Here is a 22,196-nt window from a genome sequence, read left to right as displayed (position 1 = left end):
AAATTCATTTTTATAATTAATTATTCATCAAGAGGTGGGCTGTTAGATGGAAGGTTATTTAGTGTTAGAAGATGGGACATCGTTTAGCGGCGAGCTGGACGGTCATGAAAACTGCACGGGAGAAGCTGTTTTTTTCACAGGAATGACAGGCTACCAGGAAGTGCTGACAGATCCATCATATAAAGGGCAGATTATCGTATTTACCTATCCGCTGATAGGCAACTACGGCATTAATGAAAAGGATTTTGAAAGCAAGAAACCGCAAGTAAAAGCCGCGGTTGTCTATGAGGCGTGTGATCATTTTTCTCATCATGAAGCGGTATACAGCCTCAAGGAGTATCTACAGAAATGGAACATTCCACTGTTGACCCATGTTGATACAAGGGCTGTCGTGAAAAAAATCCGGGCAAATGGAACGATGGGTGCGACAGTCACAGCCTCTAAAGAAGGCGCTGAGATTGCCCTCCAACCAGAGAATGTGGCAGAACAGGCTTCCGCACAGGAAATCAGCACATTTGGCAACGGGAATAAACATATCGCTCTCATTGATTTTGGCTATAAAAAGTCAATCGCATCATCACTTGTCAAACGAGGCTGCAAGGTCACCGTGGTGCCATACAAGCAAATGGAAGCTGTATACGATATAAAGCCGGACGGCATTGTGCTGTCGAACGGCCCTGGAGATCCGAAAGCCATTCATCCATATCTAGGGAAAATCAAAAGCATCATCAGCCGCTTTCCGACTCTTGGCATTTGTCTCGGACATCAGCTGATCGCGCTCGCATTCGGAGGGAATACATTCAAGCTGCCATTCGGACACAGGGGAGCAAATCATCCGGTCATCGACCGTGAAACGAAACGGGTCTTTATGACAAGCCAAAACCACAGCTATGTGGTTGACGAACAGTCGATTAATGAAAAAGAGCTCACGATCAGATTTCATCATGTCAATGATACGTCAGTTGAAGGGCTTGCCCATAAAAAACTGCCAGTCATGAGTGTGCAATTCCACCCGGAAGCCCATCCCGGACCGGCGGAAAGCGAATGGATTTTTGATGATTATCTAAAGAATGTGATACCAGCAAGGAGAGAAATCGCCCATGCCTAAAGACACCAGTATTTCAAGCATATTAGTAATCGGATCAGGCCCGATCATCATCGGGCAGGCGGCAGAATTTGATTATTCAGGCACTCAAGGGTGCATCGCGCTGAAGGAGGAGGGCTACCGGGTGATTCTCGTCAACAGCAATCCGGCGACAATTATGACCGATGAAGCCTTCGCTGATGAGATTTATTTTGAGCCTCTGACAGCAGAAAGCCTGACAGCCATCATTAAGAAAGAACAGCCTGATGGGCTTCTTGCCAATTTAGGCGGTCAGACCGCATTGAATTTAGCGGTGGAGCTTGAAGAAACGGGTGTTTTAAAGGAGCACGGCGTCAAGCTTCTCGGCACATCCGTTGAAACGATACAAAAAGGAGAAGACCGGGAAAAATTCCGTTCGTTAATGAATGAATTGAAACAGCCCGTGCCAGAGAGTGAAATTGTTGATAATGAAACCGACGCCATCCGGTTTGCGGAATCCATCGGTTTTCCCGTTATTATCAGACCTGCTTACACATTAGGCGGAAAGGGCGGAGGAATCGCCCCTGATAAAGAAGCCTTTACAGCTATGATTAAACAGGCGCTATTAGCAAGCCCGATCAATCAATGCCTTGTCGAAAAAAGCATTGCGGGCTTTAAAGAAATTGAATATGAAGTCATGCGTGACGGCAATAACACATGCATTACCGTCTGCAACATGGAAAATATCGATCCGGTCGGCGTGCATACAGGTGACTCTATCGTTGTGGCGCCTTCACAAACATTGACAGATGAAGACTATCAAATGCTGCGGACGGCTAGTCTGACCATCATTTCAGCACTTGATGTCGTAGGCGGCTGCAATATTCAATTCGCGCTTGATCCTTTCAGCAAGCAATATTACGTCATCGAAGTGAATCCGCGTGTCAGCCGGTCATCGGCTCTCGCATCTAAAGCGACCGGTTATCCGATTGCAAAGATGGCTGCTAAACTGGCAGTCGGATACACACTTGACGAGCTGAAAAATCCGCTCACAGGTTCAACTTACGCAAGCTTTGAACCGGCACTGGACTATGTGATCGTCAAATTTCCGCGCTGGCCGTTTGATAAATTCAAAAACGCAGACCGCAAGCTTGGCACAAAAATGAAAGCCACCGGTGAAGTGATGGCGATTGAACGGAATTTAGAAGCGGCAATACAGAAGGCAGCCGTGTCCCTTGAATTAAAAAATATCGGCACGCACCTTCCAGAGCTCAGCGGCTTGTCAATTGATGCGCTATGGGAGTTGGCAGTCATTCCGGATGACCGCAGATTTTTCGTTGTCATGGAGCTGTTGAGCCGCAGCGTGACGATTGATGACATTCATGCGAAAACAAAAATTGATCCGTTTTTCCTGCATACCTTTAACAACATCATCAAATTGGAAAACCGCCTGATGGAAGAGGGCGGCGATCTCTCTTTTGACTTATTGAAAAAAGCGAAGGAAAAGGGATTCTCAGACGCAACGATTGCCTCGCTGATCGGCAAAACAGAAAAAGAGGTGCGCGCGCTTCGCAAGGAGATGGGCATTACACCTTCCTTCAAAATTGTCGATACATGCGCGGCTGAGTTTGATGCGAAAACAAACTATTTTTACTCCACATATTTCGGAGAGACCGATGGAGATATCAGCCGCAAAAAGAAAAAACGCGCGCTGATTATCGGATCAGGCCCGATTCGGATCGGCCAAGGCGTTGAATTTGATTACAGTGCGGTTCACGGCGTGCTGACACTGCAAGAGCTTGGGTTCGAAACCATCATGATTAACAATAACCCGGAAACGGTCAGCACAGATTATGAAATTGCGGATCGCCTGTATTTTGAACCGATGACAACGGAGCATATTGTAAACGTGGCGGAGCAGGAAAATATTGATTTTGCAATCGTGCAATTCGGCGGCCAAACTGCAATCAATGCTGCTGAAGCACTTGAAAAAGCCGGCATTACCCTTCTCGGCACTTCGTTTGAAACACTCGATGTGTTAGAGGATCGTGATCAGTTCTATCAGCTTCTTGATGAACTAGGATTGAAGCACGCAAAAGGAGAAATTGCCTATACAAAAGAAGAAGCCGCTTCAAAAGCCAGTGAGATTGGCTATCCGGTGTTAATTCGTCCATCTTACGTTATCGGCGGAATGGGCATGATCATTGTTGACTCGCAAGACCAGCTTTCTCAGCTGCTGAATGATGAGGACAGCATGCCATATCCGATTTTAATTGATCAGTATGTGTCTGGAAAAGAAGTCGAAATTGATTTGATTTCCGACGGCGAGGATGTCTTTATCCCGACATATACCGAGCATATTGAACGGGCGGGTGTCCATTCGGGAGACAGCTTTGCCATCCTTCCGGGACCATCAATCACAAGCAGGCTGCAGCAGAGCATGAAAGAGGCCGCACAAAAAATTGCCCGAAAACTTTCATTTAAAGGCATCATGAACATCCAATTTGTGATCGACAATGGAGACATACTCGTGCTTGAAGTGAATCCGAGAGCGAGCCGCACGGTTCCGGTTGTCAGCAAAGTAATGGGCGTGCCGATGATTCCGCTTGCCACACGTCTGCTGGCGGGTGCGTCCTTAAAAGATCTAAACCCGGCAAGCCAAAATCATCATGGAGTTGCCGTGAAGTTCCCTGTTTTTTCTTCTCATGCGATCCAGGATGTGGATGTGAAGCTTGGGCCGGAAATGAAATCAACGGGAGAAGGCATGTGTGTCGCATATGATGCCGACAGCGCCTTGAAAAAAATCTATACACGTGTCTGGAATCAAAAAGGAAGCATATACTTGCAAAACGGTCCGGAAGATGTGAAGGAATTAGCGGAAAACGCCGGTTTCACCGTTCATGAAGGGACATTTGCCTCTTGGATGGAACAGAAAGGAAAATCGCTCCACATCAATCTGAGCGGTTCTGAAGAAGCGCGCAAAGAACGTCTGGAAGTCATGACGCACGGCATCACCGTCTTTACAGAAGAAGAAACCGTGCGGGCGTTTTTACAAAGCGGTTCAGGCCATCCGCAGCCTGTATCTCTCAAAGATCTCTATAAAAAGGAAGTGGCATCATGCACACAGTGACGCAAACCAGTTTATACGGAAAAGATTTATTAACGTTAAAAGATCTTAGTGAACAGGATATAAACGCCTTGCTTGCAGAAGCCGGTGAGCTGAAGCAAAACAAAATCCAGCCTATTTTCCATGGCAAAACCTTGGCGATGATTTTTGAAAAATCATCAACGCGGACCCGTGTTTCATTTGAAGCGGGCATGGCGCAGCTGGGCGGGAACGCCCTCTTCCTAAGCCAGAAAGATCTGCAGCTGGGGCGCGGTGAGACTGTCGCTGATACGGCAAAAGTGCTGTCAGGCTATGTGGATGCCATCATGATCCGGACCTTTGAACATGAAAAGGTGGAGGAGCTTGCCAAAGAAGCTGATATTCCGGTAATCAATGGACTGACGGATAAATACCACCCATGCCAGGCGCTCGCGGATCTCTTGACGATTAAGGAGATAAAAGGAAAGCTTAAAGGCGTAAAAGTCGCATACATCGGTGACGGAAATAACGTGGCGCACTCCTTGATGATCGGCTGCGCGAAAATGGGCTGTGATATCTCAATCGCTTCCCCAAAGGGATATGAAGTGTTAGATGAAGCAGCTGAAGCGGCAAAAACATATGCGCTTCAATCCGGCTCTTCCATCACGCTGACAGAAGATCCGATTGAAGCGGTAAAAGACGCGGACGTGATTTATTCTGATGTGTTTACAAGCATGGGACAGGAAGCGGAAGAGCAAGAACGTCTTGCTGTCTTTGCGCCTTATCAGGTGAATGCGGCGCTGGTCAGCCATGCCAAGCCTGACTATACATTTTTACATTGTCTCCCTGCGCATCGCGAGGAAGAAGTGACTGCGGAGATTATTGACGGGCCGAATTCTGCAGTGTTCCAGCAGGCGGAAAATCGTCTTCATGTGCAAAAAGCACTGTTGAAGGCCATTTTATACAATGGGGAATCATCAAAAAACTGCTGAGTCAAACTCAGCAGTTTTTTTGATGGCAACATATTCACAGCCGCTTAGGCGCATACTACAGCAAAAAGGAAAAGGAGGAAAAACTGTGGGACAGCAGCATCAATTCCGGCCCGGACAGAAAGCGCCTAATAACGGTGTCTACGTAGAGATCGGCGAGACAGGGAGCATGGTGAAAAACCCTCAAAAGGTCCATCTGTCAGCAGGGGAAATGTTCCCCGAAACATCAAATCACAACCGGCTGTGGACATACAAAAGAAAGCCGTGACCACTAAAAAACCCAAAACAATCAATGTTTTGGGTTTTTGGCTTCTTAATGCTGGCTTGCATTTTTGTTCATAGGCATGATTTCTGCTAAAACCATGATTAAGACATACAGTACAACAGCAATGACAGATGATGTTTTGAAATTATACGTAACGCTGTTCATGCTTGCAACCAAGTAGCATGCCATATGTGATAAAAGGAACGTCCAAATAAAGGCAATAATATATCGCACGTTTCCACCTCGTCCTTCTCATTCTATTCTAAAAGTTATCATACCATACAAAAAGCGAAGGGGGAATCCAATTTTAGCAGAAAGTGAGGTGACAAAAGAGTCTGATTCGTCACACTTTAATGGTAAAATATAAAAAACGTCAATCAGTGTAATAGCCAAAAATGTAAAAGGCTAGGACTTTACCTTATTCGTTTCTTTTCTATTTACATAAGATAGCGTGAGATGAAGTGTGAAAGGAGGCGGGCAAGCGATGGGAATAACGGAAAGATACTTTCAACTGGGAACGGAGCATAATGTCATTCATCTGCCCTATCGCCCGAACGGCTTCGGCATCTTTATCTTGGGGGACAGAACCCACTTTGTCGGGGAAGATTCAAGCTTTTGGCTGCAGCATTACGGCAGAAATCAGCTTCTGAATATGTTGAGGAATGAAGGATATACTCTTTTTAACAGCAATCTGTTCGGAAGGCATTGGGGGGCGGAAAAAGCAGTCACCTATGCTAAACAGCTGATCCATTCCGTGATGAAGCAGGAAATCCTCAATCCGAAGATTCATATTTTAGCAGAAGGCATGGGTGCTCTCGTGGCCGATGAACTGCTTCGTTTTTCCCCGGATCATATCCGCTCAGCCGCAATGTTGAATCCTTGTCTCGATCTTCAGGCACATTATGAATCAGAAAAAGAAAATAAATTTTTCTATAAGCAATTTTTGAAAGAAGTATCGAAAAGCTACGGAATTTCTGAAAAAGAAGCGGAAGCGCTTCGTTACAAAACCATTCAAAGCTATCTGAGCGGCGTTCCGGTTCATATATGGCAGCGTATGACCGGAGCTCCATATCCCTACAGCGTACATGCGGAAGCTTTCAAGGAAAAACAGCAAAAGCAAGACTCACCGGTCGACATGACATTTCATTTATTTGAGCATCCGAGCAGAATTTATGCATCAATCTGCAAATTCTTTCATAGTCATGAAAAAGAATTATAGGGAATATAATGACAACAGCCTTCTCTTTTGCGGAGGCTGTTTTGTTTTGGAAAATGAAAAACCGGAAGGGCGGCAGATGCAATGGAATCAACGCTGATTGTAGGTGCGGACGAATTTTTCGGCCTTTCATTGTGCGAGCGAATGATGGATGAAGGCATACATGTTGACGTTATTTTGGCGGAAACAGAAGATAAAATGAGACAAATGTACTTAGAAGAAAGACTCATGTGGCTTGGGAGAAATGAACTCTTTCGTCAGCTTGAACGCATTGGAGATCAAAAGTATGATACAATTTGTATCCAGTTTGGAGTTTCTTTGCCCTTGGACCAATATGATTCTTCTTATATTTTAGTATATGAACAAGACCGGAAAGAATGGGAGAAGCGTGAAAAAACAGGCTCGGAAAAAGCCGTATTCCTTCCGAAAATGTATGGGCCATGGAAAGAAGAAACAGAGGGAGACGGCTATTACACAGACGATGTGGCTGACGAGTTGCTGAAATTCCTATTAGAAGGCCGTCATAGCAAAGATCAGTTTTTTGAATTACAAGTATCAGAAAAAACCTCAAAAGAAGAAGCAAAAACAAAAATTATCGAGTGGAAAAGACAATTTTCATCAATTTTCGACAAATATTAAGAAAAACCTTCCATGTTTCGAGTTTTCTAGATACAATAAACGTATAAAACAATACATGTTATAGCTTGTCAAAAGGAGTTGAACATGACTTGATCACAAGGCTTGTCATGATCTTTTCTGTCCTCCTTTTATTGAGTGGATGTGGACAAACTCCGTTCAAAGGAAAAATTGAGAAGGTCGGCATGCTCTTTCCTGATACGATTAATGACCTCGTATGGGGCACAAAAGGGTATAAAGGATTACTGAATATACAATCCAAATACAATGTGGACGTCTACTATAAAGAAGGCGTTAAAACAGAAGAAGATATCATAAATGCGATTGAGGATTTTCATAAGAGGGGCGTCAATCTGCTCTACGGCCATGGGAGTGAATATGCAGAGGTGTTTAACTTGGTCGGCGAAGATTATCCAGATATGGAATTCGTCATTTCCAATGCGAAAGCGAAAGCTGACAATGTGACGAGTGTCCATTTTAGCGGGGAAGCAATGGGCTTTTTTGGAGGAATGACTGCTGCCCATATGTCGAAAACCAATCAGGTCGGTGTCATTGCTTCCTTTACGTGGCAGCCTGAGGTTGACGGTTTTATCAAAGGAGCCAAGTATGAAAATCCAGATATAGAAGTAAACACGAAATATACGGATCATTGGGATGATGATACGACAGCAGTAAAGCTTTATCAGAAAATGAAGAACGAAGGCGCGGATGTTGTGTATCCCGCTGGAGACGGGTATAATGTTCCTGTTATTCAGCAAATCAAAAAAGACGGGCTTTATGCCATCGGCTACGTCACAGATCAATCGGACTTGGGTGAGAATACCGTATTAACCAGCACGGTGCAAAATGTGGACAAGGCCTATGAAATCATTGCTGAGCAATTCAACAAAGGCACCCTTGAAGGCGGCGATCATTACTACGACCTTGATACGGGAGTAGTCGAGATGGGAACATTCAGCCCGCTCGTCGATGAAGACTTTCAGCAAAGAATCGCCAAGCTGATCAAAACGTACAACAAAACAGGCGATCTGCCAAAAAACGAGTAATGGAGTGACGTCATATGCAGCACGAAAAATCACTTGAATTCTTGCAAATTGCCATGAAATACCTCCCTGAAGCGAAAGAACAGCTTGAGAAATCAGGCATTGAGCTTTCAATGGAGGCCATTCAGCCGTTTATGAATCTATTTACAACGGTAATGGCGGAAGCTTACGAGCTTGGCAAGTCTGATGCTAAATCTGAAACCGAATAAAAAGAAGCCACTTTTGCGAAAGTGGCTTTTCACATGATTTTCTTTTTAATCGCGGTGATCATGGGCGCAAGCTCCTTTAGAGCGGGCTTGATTTGATCAAGAGAGTTCATAATTGAACCGATTTGGTCCATAATATGCATGTAATGAATCGTCTCTTCGTCGTTGGTCTGAGAAACCTCCTCTTGCTGTTCCTCCTTCTCTTCTGTTGGTTTTGCGGAATCGCCGAACATCATTTTTGAAAATACATCCAACTGCATACGCCTCCTTTCTATATACAATACTCTATGAGTAAGTTGAACTGATAGTTTAGACGAATATATTGCCATGCGAAAAAAAATAGGATAGAATTAGTACCTGATACTAATAATTGATCACAACCTGATTGATCTTCTAAATTTAAGATATAAAGGAGTCTTCCCTTATGAAAGCTGGAATACTTGGTGTTGGACGTTACATTCCTGAGAAGGTTTTAACAAATCATGATCTTGAAAAAATGGTTGAAACTTCTGACGAGTGGATTCGTACAAGAACTGGAATAGAAGAAAGAAGAATTGCCGCAGATGATGTGTATTCATCACATATGGCTGTTGCAGCAGCGAAACATGCGCTGGAACAAGCTGAAGTGGCTGCTGAGGATTTGGATATGATCCTGGTTGCAACTGTTACACCTGATCAGTCATTTCCTACGGTCTCTTGTATGATTCAAGAACAGCTCGGCGCTAAAAAAGCGTGTGCTATGGATATCAGCGCTGCTTGTGCGGGCTTTATGTACGGCGTTGTAACCGGAAAACAATTTATTGAATCCGGAACCTACAAACATGTTCTAGTTGTCGGTGTAGAGAAGCTCTCAAGCATTACAGACTGGGAAGACCGCAATACTGCCGTTCTGTTTGGAGATGGGGCAGGCGCCGCGGTAGTCGGACCAGTCAGTGATGACAGAGGAATCCTTTCATTTGAGCTAGGAGCCGACGGCACAGGCGGTCAGCACTTGTATCTGAATGAAAAACGACATACAATCATGAATGGACGAGAAGTTTTCAAATTTGCAGTCCGCCAAATGGGAGAATCATGCGTAAATGTCATTGAAAAAGCTGGACTTTCAAAAGAGGATGTCGACTTTTTGATTCCGCATCAGGCGAACATCCGCATCATGGAAGCTGCACGCGAGCGTTTAGAGCTTCCTGTAGAAAAGATGTCTAAAACCGTTCATAAATATGGAAATACTTCTGCCGCATCCATTCCGATCTCTCTTGTAGAAGAATTGGAAGCCGGTAAAATCAAAGACGGCGATGTGGTCGTTATGGTAGGGTTCGGCGGAGGACTAACATGGGGCGCCATTGCAATCCGCTGGGGCCGATAAAAAAAGGTGAGGTGCACACAAGATGACTAAAAAAAGAGTAGTTGTTACAGGCCTTGGAGCATTATCTCCGCTTGGCAACGACGTCGATACAAGTTGGAATAACGCAATCAACGGTGTGTCCGGAATCGGTCCGATCACTCGTGTTGATGCTGAAGAATATCCGGCAAAAGTAGCCGCTGAATTAAAAGACTTCAATGTTGAAGATTATATGGATAAAAAAGAAGCCAGAAAAATGGACCGCTTTACACAATATGCGGTTGTAGCTGCGAAAATGGCAGTTGAAGATGCAGATCTTAACATTACGGATGAGATTGCGCCGAGAGTCGGTGTTTGGGTAGGCTCCGGTATCGGAGGACTTGAAACACTAGAATCTCAATTTGAAATCTTCCTAACAAAAGGCCCGAGACGGGTAAGCCCGTTTTTCGTGCCAATGATGATTCCAGACATGGCAACAGGCCAGATTTCTATTGCGCTAGGAGCGAAAGGAGTCAATTCTTGTACGGTTACAGCATGTGCTACAGGAACGAACTCTATCGGTGACGCGTTTAAAGTCATTCAGCGCGGTGATGCAGATGTGATGGTCACAGGCGGAACAGAAGCGCCGCTGACAAGAATGTCATTCGCGGGCTTCAGTGCCAACAAAGCACTGTCTACTAATCCAGATCCGAAAACAGCGAGCCGCCCGTTCGATAAAAACCGCGATGGCTTTGTCATGGGTGAAGGTGCAGGGATTATCGTTCTTGAAGAGCTTGAGCATGCCCTGGCCCGCGGTGCTAAAATCTACGGAGAAATTGTCGGCTACGGCTCAACAGGAGACGCTTATCATATCACAGCGCCGGCCCAAGATGGTGAAGGCGGAGCGAGAGCGATGCAAGAAGCTATTAAAGATGCGGGCATTGCGCCACAAGAAATTGATTATATCAATGCTCACGGAACAAGCACGTATTACAACGACAAATATGAAACAATGGCGATTAAAACCGTTTTCGGCGAGCATGCGCATAAACTTGCGGTAAGCTCTACAAAATCAATGACAGGCCACCTTTTAGGTGCAGCTGGCGGTATTGAAGCCATTTTCTCTATCCTTGCCATTAAAGAAGGCGTGATCCCGCCGACAATCAATATTCAAACACCTGACGAAGAATGCGATTTGGATTATGTGCCTGATGAAGCTCGCAGACAGGAGCTCAATTATGTTCTCAGCAACTCATTAGGATTCGGCGGGCACAATGCAACATTAATCTTTAAAAAATATCAATCATAATCAAGCCAAACCGGCTGCCCTTAAAGGGTAGCCGGTTTTTTTTGTGTGCATAGATTAAAAGAGGAGGCGATCACATGAGTGTAGAACAAACATATAGCTGGCTCAGAAAGGCTGCTTCAATAGATGATTTGGCACCTTACATTATCCCGCTTTTTTCAGGTGCGGGGAAAAAGAACTGGAAGGGCATTTTGGGGTATCTTCAGCATCATGGGATGTTTAAAAACATGACAGAGGGTATTCAGACTGCTTCCAAGCTGAAGGAAAAAGGTTTTTACGAGCATATCCAAAAGGAAGAACAGTATCTTAAAAACAAATGGCAAGGTCCTGATGTACCAATTGTTCCGCTGCCGGTTGATGAACGAAATAGGAGAATTCGTTTAGAATTTGGATCAAAATCAGGACTCGCGTTTCAAGACAAAATGTTCCTCTTTCTTTCGTCAGATTTAGATTTTGGATCAGTATCTGCCCTGATGACGCATGAGTATCACCATGTTTGCCGGTTAGGTCATCTCACAAAAGAGGAAAAGGATGTCACATTACTTGATACAATCATCATGGAAGGGCTGGCGGAATATGCTGTTTATGAGAGGTTCGGCCGAAGTCAAACGGCTGAATGGACGACTTGGTATACCCCAGAGCAGCTTCAGGCTTTATATGAAAAAAAGATTGCGCCCCATCAGGATATCAAACGGGATGATCGATTATTTCCCCAGCTGTTATTCGGTAAAGGATATCAGCCGAAAATGCTTGGATACGCAGTTGGATTCAATATTGTAAAAAAGTATTTAACTGCCAACAAGGCAAGCACCGCAGACGGACTTTCCATTCCTGCTGAAACCTTTTTGGATGCAATGCTTTAAAAGGATAAAATAATGGAATTTCGTTAATAATATTACATTTATCCTAAAAAATTCTTGATTTTGCAAAATGATTGTAATAATATACAACTATAAAATTTTTCGATAATTCAATATTATTTATTATTTCTGAATAAAGGGATTGCTTTCTCTTGAAAACGATTGACCACAAGAGGGGGGAAAGGGGAGCTAGCATGAGCACACTATTAGAAGTGAATAATTTAAAGACTTATTTTTTCCGGAAAAAGGAGCCGATCCCTGCGGTTGACGGAGTCGATTTTCACATCAGCAAAGGCGAGACCGTCGCGCTTGTAGGTGAATCGGGCTCCGGAAAAAGCATTACTTCCTTATCAATTATGGGCCTCGTCCAAAGCTCAGGCGGAAAAATCATGGACGGCTCTATTAAACTCGAAGACAAAGACCTCACCTCATTCACTGAAAACGATTATTGCAAAATCCGCGGAAACGAAGTATCCATGATCTTTCAAGAACCAATGACCTCCCTTAATCCGGTGTTAACAATCGGAGAACAAATTACCGAAGTGCTGATTTACCATAAAAACATGAAGAAAAAAGAAGCCTGTCAGCGAGCTGTTGAACTCTTGCAGATGGTCGGTTTCTCCCGGGCGGAGCAAATAATGAAGGAGTACCCGCATCGGCTGTCAGGCGGTATGAGACAGAGGGTGATGATTGCCATCGCACTAAGCTGTAATCCTAAATTGCTCATTGCCGATGAACCGACGACAGCGCTGGATGTGACAATACAAGCCCAGGTGCTGGAGCTCATGAAAGATCTCTGCCAGAAGTTCAACACATCGATTCTTCTGATCACACACGACTTAGGTGTCGTGTCCGAAGCGGCTGATAGAGTGATTGTCATGTACTGCGGACAAGTCGTAGAAAACGCCACTGTTGATGACTTATTTTTAGAACCGCTTCATCCTTATACAGAAGGCCTGCTTACGTCAATTCCTGTTATAGATGGAGAGATTGATAAATTAAATGCGATTAAAGGCAGCGTGCCTACACCTGATAATATGCCGCCGGGGTGCCGTTTTGCCCCAAGGTGTCCGAAAGCTATGGATAAGTGCTGGACAAATCAGCCTTCGCTTTTGACACACAAAAGCGGAAGAACGGTGAGATGCTTTTTATATGAGGAAGAGGGTGCAGAACAATCATGACAGCAGCTAATCAAGAAACAATCTTAGAGCTTCGTGACGTAAAAAAATACTTTCCGATCCGCTCAGGCCTTTTTCAAAGAAAAGTCGGTGATGTAAAAGCGGTGGATGGTGTGTCATTTTCGTTAAAAAAAGGAGAGACACTCGGAATCGTTGGAGAGTCGGGCTGCGGAAAATCGACTGCCGGCAGAACGATGATCAGACTGTACAAACCGACAGAAGGCCAAATTCTTTTTAAAGGGCAGGATATTTCTAATCTGTCAGAGGAGAAGCTGCGGAAGAGTGTCCGCAAAAATATTCAAATGGTGTTCCAAGATCCATTTGCCTCGTTAAACCCGAGAAAGACGCTGCGGTCTATCATAAAGGAGCCGTTTAATACGCACAACATGTATACGATGCGTGAACGAAACGAGAAAGTCGAAGAGCTGCTTGCGAGAGTTGGCCTTCACCCGTCGTTTGCCGGACGTTATCCCCATGAGTTTTCCGGCGGACAGCGTCAGCGGATCGGCATTGCCAGAGCACTCACTTTAAATCCAGAGCTGATCATTGCTGATGAGCCGGTTTCCGCACTTGATGTATCCATCCAGGCCCAAGTGATTAACTTGATGGAGGAATTACAGGAGGAATTTGATCTTACGTATCTATTTATCTCCCATGATCTAAGTGTCGTCCGCCATATCAGCGACAGAGTCGGAGTGATGTATCTTGGCAAAATGATGGAGCTGACCGGCAAGCATGAGCTTTATGACAACCCGCTTCACCCATATACCCAAGCGCTTTTATCCTCCGTTCCGGTTACAAGAAAAAAAGGATCTGTCAAACGTGAACGCATTGTCCTGAAGGGAGAGCTGCCAAGTCCGGCCAACCCGCCAAAAGGCTGCGTATTCCACACAAGATGCCCTGTTGCAAAACCGATATGCAAGGAACAAATACCAGAATTTAAAGAAGCTGCTCCCAGCCACTTTGTGGCTTGTCACCTTTATAGCTAATGTTGCCCGCACAGCTTTGAGAGGGGGTATGCATACTACATAAACAACAGCTGAGAAGAACGAACATTTTAAAAGGGGGAATATCTAATGAAAAGACGGAAAACCGCACTGATGATGCTAAGTGTATTGATGGTCCTGGCCATCTTTTTATCAGCCTGCTCGGGCTCAAAATCGAGCAGCAGCAGTGAGAAAAAATCAGCAGGCAAACCGCAGCAAGGCGGGGATTTGGTTGTCGGTTCAATCGGAGAACCTACACTTTTTAACTCTCTGTATTCTACGGATGACGCAAGTACGGATATTGAAAATATGCTGTACAGCTTTTTAACGAAAACGGATGAAAAACTAAATGTGAAATTGTCACTCGCTGAAAGTATTAAAGAATTAGACGGCGGCCTTGCATATGATGTGAAAATTAAAAAAGGCGTTAAGTTTCATGACGGAAAAGAACTGACTGCAGACGACGTCGTATTTACGTACAGTGTCCCTTTAAGCAAAGATTACAAGGGAGAACGCGGTTCAACATATGAAATGCTGAAATCCGTAGAAAAAAAAGGTGATTACGAAGTCTTGTTTAAGCTGAAATATAAAGACGGTAATTTCTACAACAATGCGTTAGACAGCACAGCTATTCTGCCGAAACATATTCTCGGTAATGTTCCGATTGCCGATTTAGAAGAAAATGAGTTTAACAGAAAGAAACCAATCGGTTCAGGACCATTTAAGTTTAAGGAATGGAAGCAGGGCCAATATATTAAGCTCGAAGCGAATGATGATTACTTTGAAGGAAGACCGTATTTAGATACTGTGACGTATAAAGTCATTCCTGACGCAAATGCTGCCGTTGCTCAGCTACAGGCAGGCGATATTAATTTCTTTAATGTGCCCGCCACTGACTACAAAACGGCTGAAAAATTCAACAACCTAAAAATCGTTACTGATTTGGCATTAAGTTATGTGTACATCGGGTGGAATGAAAAAAATGAATTATTCAAGGATAAAAAGGTTCGTCAAGCGCTGACAACCGCTCTTGACCGCGAGTCAATCGTCAGCCAAGTATTAGATGGAGACGGCGAAGTAGCTTACATTCCGGAAAGCCCTTTATCTTGGAACTATCCTAAAGATATAGATGTTCCGAAATTTGAGTACAACGAGAAAAAAGCGAAACAGATGCTTGCAGAAGCCGGCTGGAAAGATACGAACGGTGACGGCATTCTGGATAAAGACGGAAAGAAATTCTCGTTTACCCTTAAAACGAACCAAGGAAACAAAGTCCGTGAAGACATCGCTGTCGTCGTTCAGGAACAGCTGAAAAAAATCGGCATTGAAGTGAAAACCCAGATCGTTGAATGGAGCGCTCTCGTTGAACAAATGAATCCTCCGAATTGGGATTTTGATGCAATGGTCATGGGATGGAGTTTATCCACATTCCCGGATCAATATGATATCTTCCATTCAAGCCAGATTAAAAAGGGTTTGAACTACGTTTGGTATAAAAATGCCGAAGCGGATAAACTCATGAAAGATGCAAAATCAATCAGTGACAGAAAGCAGTATTCAAAAGAATATGAGCAGATCTATCAAAAAATTGCGGAAGATCAGCCGTATACGTTCTTGTATTATCCTAACAACCATATGGCAATGCCGGAAAATCTTGAAGGATACAAATATCATCCGAAACGTGATTTGTATAATATTGAAAAATGGTGGCTTGCAAAATAAATTTCCCTTAAAGGGGAGGGAGAGCGTTTTCTCCCTCTTCTGTTTTTAATAAGGAAAGTAAAGGGGGACAAGTATATGGCTGCATATATTATCAGAAGAACCTTAATGTCTATCCCGATTTTATTGGGAATTACGATTTTATCATTTGTTATCATGAAAGCCGCGCCCGGAGATCCGATGACATTAATGATGGACCCGAAAATCAGCCAGGCTGACAGAGAGCAGTTTATTGAAAAATACGGTCTGAATGATCCTCAGTACGTTCAATATTTAAAGTGGCTAGGCAACATGGTGCAGGGTGATTTCGGAACGTCTATTGTCAGAAAAGGAACGCCTGTTTCAGAATTGATTATGGCAAGACTGCCCAATACGCTCCTGCTGATGCTGGTTTCAACGATTTTGGCTCTTATGATTTCTATTCCGTTCGGTGTCCTGTCGGCAAAGCGGCCGTATTCAAAAATCGACTATGGCATTACATTTACCTCGTTTATAGGTCTGGCTATTCCAAACTTTTGGTTTGGATTAATTTTGATTATGGTGTTATCGGTAAATCTCGGCTGGTTTCCAACCGGGGGTGTCGAGACACTGAATACCGAATTCAATATATTTGACCGGATTCATCATTTAATTCTGCCTGCATTCGTTCTAGCTACAGCTGACATGGCCGGACTGACGAGATACACGAGATCCAATATGCTTGATGTATTAAATCAAGATTATATTCGCACAGCGAGAGCAAAAGGATTTAAAGAGAACAAAGTGCTATTTAAACATGGATTGAGGAATGCATTATTACCCGTCATTACAATTTTCGGTTTGATGATTCCTTCATTTATCGGCGGATCTGTCGTTGTCGAACAAATTTTCACTTGGCCGGGATTAGGAAAGCTGTTTGTCGATTCAGCATTTCAGCGCGATTATCCGGTTATCATGGCAATGACTGTGATCTCGGCGGTTCTTGTCGTTGTCGGAAACCTCATTGCAGACATCCTTTACGCGATTGTTGATCCGCGGATCGAATATTAAAAGGAGGGAAACAGAGATGTCAGAGCTGCAAACAACTCCCTCGCCGGAGATCAGGCTGAAAGAAAATATTTCGAAAAAACCAGAAACAATGACAAAGATCTTCTGGGAAAAATTCTCGAAAAACAAACTGGCCATTTTAGGTGCCGTTATTCTTTTTATCATTATTATGTCGGCTGTTTTCGCCCCTTTAATTGCACCTTATCCCCAAGAGCAGCAAAGCCTGCTTGATAAATATAAGGAGCCGGGCCTTGAACACCTGATGGGAACGGATAAATTTGGACGTGATATTTTCAGCCGGATCCTATATGGAGCGCGTGTCTCTTTATTGGTTGGATTTGCGTCCGTAGTCGGTTCGATTTTGATCGGAACGGTTTTAGGAGCATTAGCTGGATATTTCAGAGGAATAGTGGATGCTGTCATTATGCGTGTAGTTGACATTGTGTTATCCATTCCTGATATTTTCTTGTTGATCACGCTGGTCACCATCTTCAAGCCGGGTGTGGACAAACTGATTTTAATTTTCTGTCTCACAGGATGGACCACGACAGCACGATTAGTAAGGGGAGAATTCTTATCGCTTCGTTCAAGGGAATATGTTCTTGCTGCTAAAACAATTGGAACAAAGACGCACAAAATTATTTTTTCTCATATCCTGCCCAATGCGTTAGGGCCGATTATTGTGTCAGCTACGCTGAAAGTAGGGTCTGTTATTCTAGCTGAATCGGCGCTAAGCTACTTGGGATTTGGAATTCAGCCGCCAATCGCTAGCTGGGGGAACATGCTTCAAGATGCACAGAATTTCACAGTAATGATTCAAGCATGGTGGTACCCGTTATTTCCCGGGCTATTTATTTTAATGACCGTTTTATGCTTCAACTTTGTCGGTGATGGCCTGCGGGATGCCCTTGACCCGAAAAATATTAAATAAAAATGAATATAATATCTGTTATAAAATATCACCAAATCAGAAAAAAAGCAGGTCTCTTGTTGTCAGAAAATATACAAAGAGATCTGCTTTTTGTGATTCTTGCATAAAACCAGTGATTCCAGATTTCCTCAATCTCTTTGGAATAATTTCTCTGTCCCTTGCCTATACTGTGGACAACAGTTTTTATAAAGTGAGGGGTTAGAGATGTTATTTCTTCATGATGTGTGGGTCAATTGGTTTGAAGGGGAAGAAAATGGCTACAATGTATGCCACTTTCACGAATGGCGCAAGGAAGATACGGTTGAGCTTTTGGATCAGGTGCCTCTGTTAAGGGTGCCGTCAGTACTGTTTCATTACATAGAAAACGATTTGTCAGAGCTTCCGAAAGGTTTGCTTGAAGACGTACATCAGAAATCGTACATTCGGAAAAATCATGAGCGGACAAAACTTGAATATTGTTTTGTTGTAACAGACGGAATCGGCATTTTGGCTGTCGACACGATCGGCTATACCATCCCTGTCAGGAAAAGCCGTCTGATCCCAAGACAAGAGCAGCTCGTTTATGAAATGGTAAAGGATGTAGAGCCTGAAGCGTATGAATTTGAACCAAAGAAACTGGAATCCTCTAAAGAATATCACATCTTATCATTAGCACCAGAACATGTCAGGGGTCTGACAAGAAAAGAACGGCAAATCAAGCAGCTGATGTTTATGGCGCTTGACCAATTAAAAGGGCTGAAAAACCGCGCTGAAATCGGCTATTGGTATACAGAGTGGAATCCGCATATGTATGAACAAATCAAACGGATGAGCTTTGAAGAGATTTGGGACATGCTGTATAACGAAACAATTGAAGGCTGGTCGGATAAGCACCTGGCTTTTTGCGAAAACCTAATAAAAGGACAGCCTTTTTTCGAAAAGCTGTGGGAAATGGAAAATGAATCAAAGGTAAACTGAAATAAAAAACCGCTCTTTGCAAAGAGCGGTTTTTTGATCAGCGTCTTTTTCTTCCAAGACCCATGGCATTCTCCATTTTTTTCAGCATTTTGTTTGCTGTCCGGTTCGCCCGTTCCGCGCCTTCATCAAGAATCCGGTCTAATTCTTCAGATTCTATCAGCTCATAATAGCGGTCCTGGATCGGTTTTAATGCGTTCACCACGACTTCTGCCAAATCACCTTTAAACTCGCCGTAGCCTTTTCCGTCGTATTTTGCTTCAAGTTCTTCAATTGTCGTATTGCCGAGGATTGAATAAATCGTAAGAAGGTTGGAAACACCCGGTTTGTTTTCTTTGTCAAATTTTACAATGCCCTCGGAATCTGTCACAGCGCTTTTGATTTTCTTTTCAAGAAGCTTTGGTTCATCCAGCAGTGTAATATAAGATTTCTGGTTCGGATCAGATTTGCTCATCTTCTTCAGCGGATCATTCAGAGACATGATGCGTGCACCGACTTTTGGAATTTTCACTTCCGGAATCGTGAAGATGTCGTTGTATTTTTTGTTGAAGCGTTCTGCGAGATTCCGAGTCAGCTCAAGGTGCTGCTTTTGATCCTCACCAACAGGCACAAGATCCGTTCCGTACAGCAGAATATCAGCGGCCATCAGCGGCGGGTATGTTAACAGGCCGGAGACGACAGCTTCATTGCCTTTGGATTTGTCCTTAAATTGAGTCATTCGTTCAAGCTCGCCGATATATGCGACACACTGCATCATCCATCCGGCCTGTGCGTGCGCGGGAACCTCTGACTGAATAAACAATGTTGCTTTTTCCGGATCAAGTCCGACAGCTAAGTAAAGCGCCGCCAGACTGCGGATATTCTTTCTTAGCTGGAGCCGATCTTGAGGAACGGTTATTGCATGCTGGTCCACGATGCAAAAATAGCTGTTATAATCATGCTGCAGTTCGACAAACTGCTTCATTGCACCGATATAGTTGCCGAGCGTAACAGAGCCGCTTGGCTGAATGCCTGAAAAAATCGTTTGTTTCATGAAAACATCAACCTCATTTCTTAAAACATAATAAAAAAGGCTCATTCTTCCCCTATAAAAAAGGGACGAATGAACCGTGGTACCACCCTGATTATTCCATTAAAATGGAATCACTCTGACGTTTGTAACGGAGTCTGCTCCGGCTGAGCCTACTTTTTTCGGGTTCGGTCAGCTGCTCCAAAGTCCATTCCACATTGCCCGTTATCTGCTCCCAGCACCGCAGACTCTCTTCAAACAGGTGAAATGTGTACTACTCTTCTTCATAGCACGCTTTTCTTTTGATTGCTTCATTATAAATCAATTATAACCAATTGTCATCATGAAAAAACATTCTTTTTCCCAGTAACATTGTAATGATATAAATAACATGGGTGCTGTAAAACCCTTAAATGATAACTGCTATCAGTGTAAAAACAGGCAGATATTATATGTAAAAAGCAATATGGATAGAAAACTCATGAAAAAGTTTTTAATCAATTTATGCTTTAAATGGTAGAAGGATATTATGTTCGTGGAAGAAAAACTAACGAAGTTTAAATATTTTAAATTGATAAAATAATATTGCAATAAATTATTTGTTTCATTATAATGAACTTGTTCACTCTATTGTTACAGCTTTTTTACAAAAATAATCAGAAAAGACGGAACAGAATAAAAGTTATGGAAACTTAGGTTCATTTGTCTGATATTTCTGAGGATTTAGCCGTAAGGAGCTGAAAAATTCTTATTAGGGGGTTTGCGAATATGAAAAAACGTTGGTCGATTGTCACGTTGATGCTCATTTTCACTCTCGTGCTGAGCGCTTGCGGCTTTGGCGGCAGCGGATCAAACGGTGAAGGGAAAAAGGACAGTAAAGGAAAGACAACACTTAACATTAATATTAAAACTGAGCCGTTCTCCTTACATCCGGGATTGGCAAATGATTCAGTTTCAGGCGGTGTCATCCGTCAGACTTTTGAAGGATTGACACGCATTAATGCAGATGGGGAGCCTGAAGAAGGCATGGCATCTAAAATCGAAACAAGCAAGGACGGTAAAACATATACATTCACTATTCGTGATGGTGTGAAATGGTCTAATGGAGATCCTGTTACAGCACAAGATTTTGAATATGCTTGGAAATGGGCGCTTGACCCTAATAATGAATCACAATACGCTTACCAGCTCTACTACATAAAAGGTGCTGAAGCGGCGAATACCGGCAAAGGCAGCCTAGATGATGTGGCAGTAAAAGCCGTGAATGACAAAACGCTGAAGGTTGAATTAAATAACCCGACTCCATATTTCACTGAATTAACTGCGTTCTATACGTATATGCCGATCAACAAGAAAATTGCAGAGAAAAATAAAAAGTGGAATACAAATGCTGGGGATGATTATGTATCAAACGGGCCGTTCAAAATGACAGCATGGAAACACAGCGGTTCTATTACTCTCGAAAAAAATGACCAGTATTGGGATAAAGACAAAGTCAAACTGAAGAAAATTGATATGGTTATGATCAACAATAACAATACGGAATTGAAAAAATTCCAAGCTGGCGAACTTGATTGGGCCGGTTTGCCGCTCGGACAGCTTCCGACAGAATCTCTCCCTTCCTTGAAAAAAGACGGTTCTTTACATGTTGAGCCGATGGCAGGTGTGTATTGGTACAAATTCAACACAGAAGCTAAGCCGTTAGACAACGTCAATATCCGTAAAGCATTATCTTATGCGATTGACCGTCAATCGATTGTTAAAAACATTACGCAAGGAGAGCAAATCCCGGCAATGGCTGCGGTTCCGCCGACAATGAAGGGATTTGAGGATAACAAAGAAGGCTACTACAAAGACAACGATATCAAAACGGCAAAAGAATACCTTGAAAAAGGCCTAAAAGAAATGGGCTTAAGCAAGGCATCTGACCTTCCGAAAATCAAATTGTCTTATAACACTGATGATGCACATGCGAAAATCGCTCAAGCTGTACAAGAAATGTGGAAGAAAAATTTAGGCGTAAATGTTGAGCTTGATAACTCTGAATGGAATGTCTATATCGATAAGCTCCACAGCCAAGATTATCAAATCGGCCGTATGGGCTGGCTTGGCGACTTTAACGATCCTATTAACTTCCTAGAATTGTTCCGTGACAAAGACGGAGGAAATAACGATACGGGCTGGGAAAACCCAGAATTCAAAAAATTGCTGAATCAGTCACAAACTGAAACAGATCAAAACAAACGTGCAGAGCTGCTGAAAAAAGCGGAAGAAATTTTCATTGATGAAATGCCGGTCGCTCCAATTTATTTTTATACGATTCCTTGGGTACAAGACGAAAATCTGAAAGGAACCATTATTACTGGAACTGGAGAAATTTATTTCAGAAACGCGTACTTTCAATAA

General features: G+C 43.3%; 21 protein-coding genes and 1 other annotated feature. Of the genes, 18 read left to right on the top strand and 3 right to left on the bottom strand.

All coding sequences use genetic code 11. The features are described 5' to 3' along the window. Positions 1-46: 46 nt before the first annotated feature. The 4 genes from QA442_RS16435 to QA442_RS16420 all read left to right on the top strand — a co-directional run bounded on the left by QA442_RS16435 (position 47) and on the right by QA442_RS16420 (position 5,405). A complete protein-coding gene (locus tag QA442_RS16435; RefSeq protein ID WP_095432634.1) occupies positions 47-1,108 on the top strand; it encodes a carbamoyl phosphate synthase small subunit in 1,062 nt (353 codons plus the stop codon). Beyond that, entirely contained in the window at positions 1,101-4,193 is a 3,093-nt protein-coding gene (locus tag QA442_RS16430; protein ID WP_095432633.1) for a carbamoyl-phosphate synthase (glutamine-hydrolyzing) large subunit, read from the top strand. The genes QA442_RS16435 and QA442_RS16430 overlap by 8 nt, the downstream gene beginning before the upstream one ends. Beyond that, the gene (gene argF, locus QA442_RS16425) at positions 4,181-5,140 is read left to right on the top strand and encodes an ornithine carbamoyltransferase (protein WP_040083464.1); all 960 of its coding nucleotides are present in this window, start codon (positions 4,181-4,183) and stop codon (positions 5,138-5,140) included. Before QA442_RS16430 ends, argF begins: the two co-directional genes overlap by 13 nt. Before the next feature lie 85 nt (positions 5,141-5,225). Continuing rightward, positions 5,226-5,405 carry a YjzC family protein gene (locus tag QA442_RS16420; RefSeq protein ID WP_003245356.1) on the top strand — a complete coding sequence of 60 codons (180 nt, stop codon included), beginning with the start codon at positions 5,226-5,228 and terminating at the stop codon, positions 5,403-5,405. A 45-nt stretch (positions 5,406-5,450) separates the two neighbouring features. On the opposite strand, the gene QA442_RS16415 is transcribed toward QA442_RS16420, so the two are convergent. Beyond that, entirely contained in the window at positions 5,451-5,636 is a 186-nt protein-coding gene (locus QA442_RS16415; protein ID WP_003245236.1) for a YjzD family protein, read from the bottom strand. 250 nt (positions 5,637-5,886) lie between these two features. Between QA442_RS16415 and QA442_RS16410 the strand changes: the two genes are divergently transcribed. The 4 genes from QA442_RS16410 to comZ all read left to right on the top strand — a co-directional run bounded on the left by QA442_RS16410 (position 5,887) and on the right by comZ (position 8,506). Next, entirely contained in the window at positions 5,887-6,621 is a 735-nt protein-coding gene (locus QA442_RS16410) for a hypothetical protein (protein WP_095432632.1), read from the top strand. Positions 6,622-6,702: 81 nt separating this feature from the next. After that, on the top strand, positions 6,703-7,257 hold the full coding sequence (locus QA442_RS16405; RefSeq protein WP_095432631.1) for a hypothetical protein: 555 nt from the start codon (positions 6,703-6,705) through the stop codon (positions 7,255-7,257). An 89-nt stretch (positions 7,258-7,346) separates the two neighbouring features. Next, positions 7,347-8,300, top strand: a complete 954-nt coding sequence (gene med, locus QA442_RS16400) for a transcriptional regulator Med (protein ID WP_095432630.1) — start codon at positions 7,347-7,349, stop codon at positions 8,298-8,300. Positions 8,301-8,314: 14 nt separating this feature from the next. Further along, entirely contained in the window at positions 8,315-8,506 is a 192-nt protein-coding gene (gene comZ / locus QA442_RS16395) for a ComG operon transcriptional repressor ComZ (RefSeq protein WP_003224559.1), read from the top strand. A gap of 29 nt (positions 8,507-8,535) precedes the next feature. On the opposite strand, the gene yjzB is transcribed toward comZ, so the two are convergent. Continuing rightward, positions 8,536-8,763 carry a spore coat protein YjzB gene (gene yjzB, locus QA442_RS16390; protein WP_080478200.1) on the bottom strand — a complete coding sequence of 76 codons (228 nt, stop codon included), beginning with the start codon at positions 8,761-8,763 and terminating at the stop codon, positions 8,536-8,538. Positions 8,764-8,927: 164 nt separating this feature from the next. Here yjzB and fabH point away from each other — a divergent pair, with 164 nt between their 5' ends. From fabH to QA442_RS16345, 9 genes are all read left to right on the top strand, one after another. Further along, positions 8,928-9,866: a beta-ketoacyl-ACP synthase III gene (gene fabH / locus QA442_RS16385; protein WP_014663519.1), complete on the top strand. Its 939-nt coding sequence runs from the start codon at positions 8,928-8,930 to the stop codon at positions 9,864-9,866. Positions 9,867-9,888: 22 nt separating this feature from the next. Next, positions 9,889-11,130, top strand: coding sequence for a beta-ketoacyl-ACP synthase II (fabF, locus tag QA442_RS16380; protein WP_014663520.1), 1,242 nt, complete (start codon positions 9,889-9,891; stop codon positions 11,128-11,130). 74 nt (positions 11,131-11,204) lie between these two features. Next, positions 11,205-11,990, top strand: a complete 786-nt coding sequence (locus tag QA442_RS16375; protein WP_095432629.1) for a DUF2268 domain-containing putative Zn-dependent protease — start codon at positions 11,205-11,207, stop codon at positions 11,988-11,990. 191 nt (positions 11,991-12,181) lie between these two features. Next, positions 12,182-13,168 (top strand): oligopeptide ABC transporter ATP-binding protein AppD, encoded by a 987-nt coding sequence (appD, locus tag QA442_RS16370; RefSeq protein ID WP_095432628.1) that lies wholly within the window; start codon positions 12,182-12,184, stop codon positions 13,166-13,168. Beyond that, positions 13,165-14,154, top strand: a complete 990-nt coding sequence (gene appF / locus QA442_RS16365; protein WP_095432627.1) for an oligopeptide ABC transporter ATP-binding protein AppF — start codon at positions 13,165-13,167, stop codon at positions 14,152-14,154. The genes appD and appF overlap by 4 nt, the downstream gene beginning before the upstream one ends. Positions 14,155-14,241: 87 nt before the next feature. Then, positions 14,242-15,873, top strand: a complete 1,632-nt coding sequence (locus QA442_RS16360; protein ID WP_095432626.1) for a peptide-binding protein — start codon at positions 14,242-14,244, stop codon at positions 15,871-15,873. 75 nt (positions 15,874-15,948) lie between these two features. Further along, complete coding sequence (gene appB / locus QA442_RS16355) at positions 15,949-16,899, top strand: oligopeptide ABC transporter permease AppB (protein WP_095432625.1); 951 nt, start codon at positions 15,949-15,951, stop codon at positions 16,897-16,899. A gap of 16 nt (positions 16,900-16,915) precedes the next feature. Further along, positions 16,916-17,827 (top strand): oligopeptide ABC transporter permease AppC, encoded by a 912-nt coding sequence (gene appC, locus QA442_RS16350; protein WP_095432624.1) that lies wholly within the window; start codon positions 16,916-16,918, stop codon positions 17,825-17,827. Between the two features lie 204 nt (positions 17,828-18,031). Beyond that, positions 18,032-18,784, top strand: a complete 753-nt coding sequence (locus QA442_RS16345; protein ID WP_014663526.1) for a YjbA family protein — start codon at positions 18,032-18,034, stop codon at positions 18,782-18,784. 37 nt (positions 18,785-18,821) lie between these two features. On the opposite strand, the gene trpS is transcribed toward QA442_RS16345, so the two are convergent. Next, a complete protein-coding gene (gene trpS / locus QA442_RS16340) occupies positions 18,822-19,814 on the bottom strand; it encodes a tryptophan--tRNA ligase (RefSeq protein WP_040083808.1) in 993 nt (330 codons plus the stop codon). A gap of 58 nt (positions 19,815-19,872) precedes the next feature. After that, positions 19,873-20,087, bottom strand: a binding site (T-box leader). A 471-nt stretch (positions 20,088-20,558) separates the two neighbouring features. Between trpS and oppA the strand changes: the two genes are divergently transcribed. Continuing rightward, entirely contained in the window at positions 20,559-22,196 is a 1,638-nt protein-coding gene (gene oppA / locus QA442_RS16335; protein WP_040083451.1) for an oligopeptide ABC transporter substrate-binding protein OppA, read from the top strand.

This window comes from Bacillus stercoris (assembly GCF_029772985.1).
In the GTDB taxonomy this organism is placed as follows: Bacteria; Bacillota; Bacilli; order Bacillales; family Bacillaceae; genus Bacillus; species Bacillus stercoris.
This window is presented reverse-complemented; position numbering and strand designations above follow the sequence as displayed.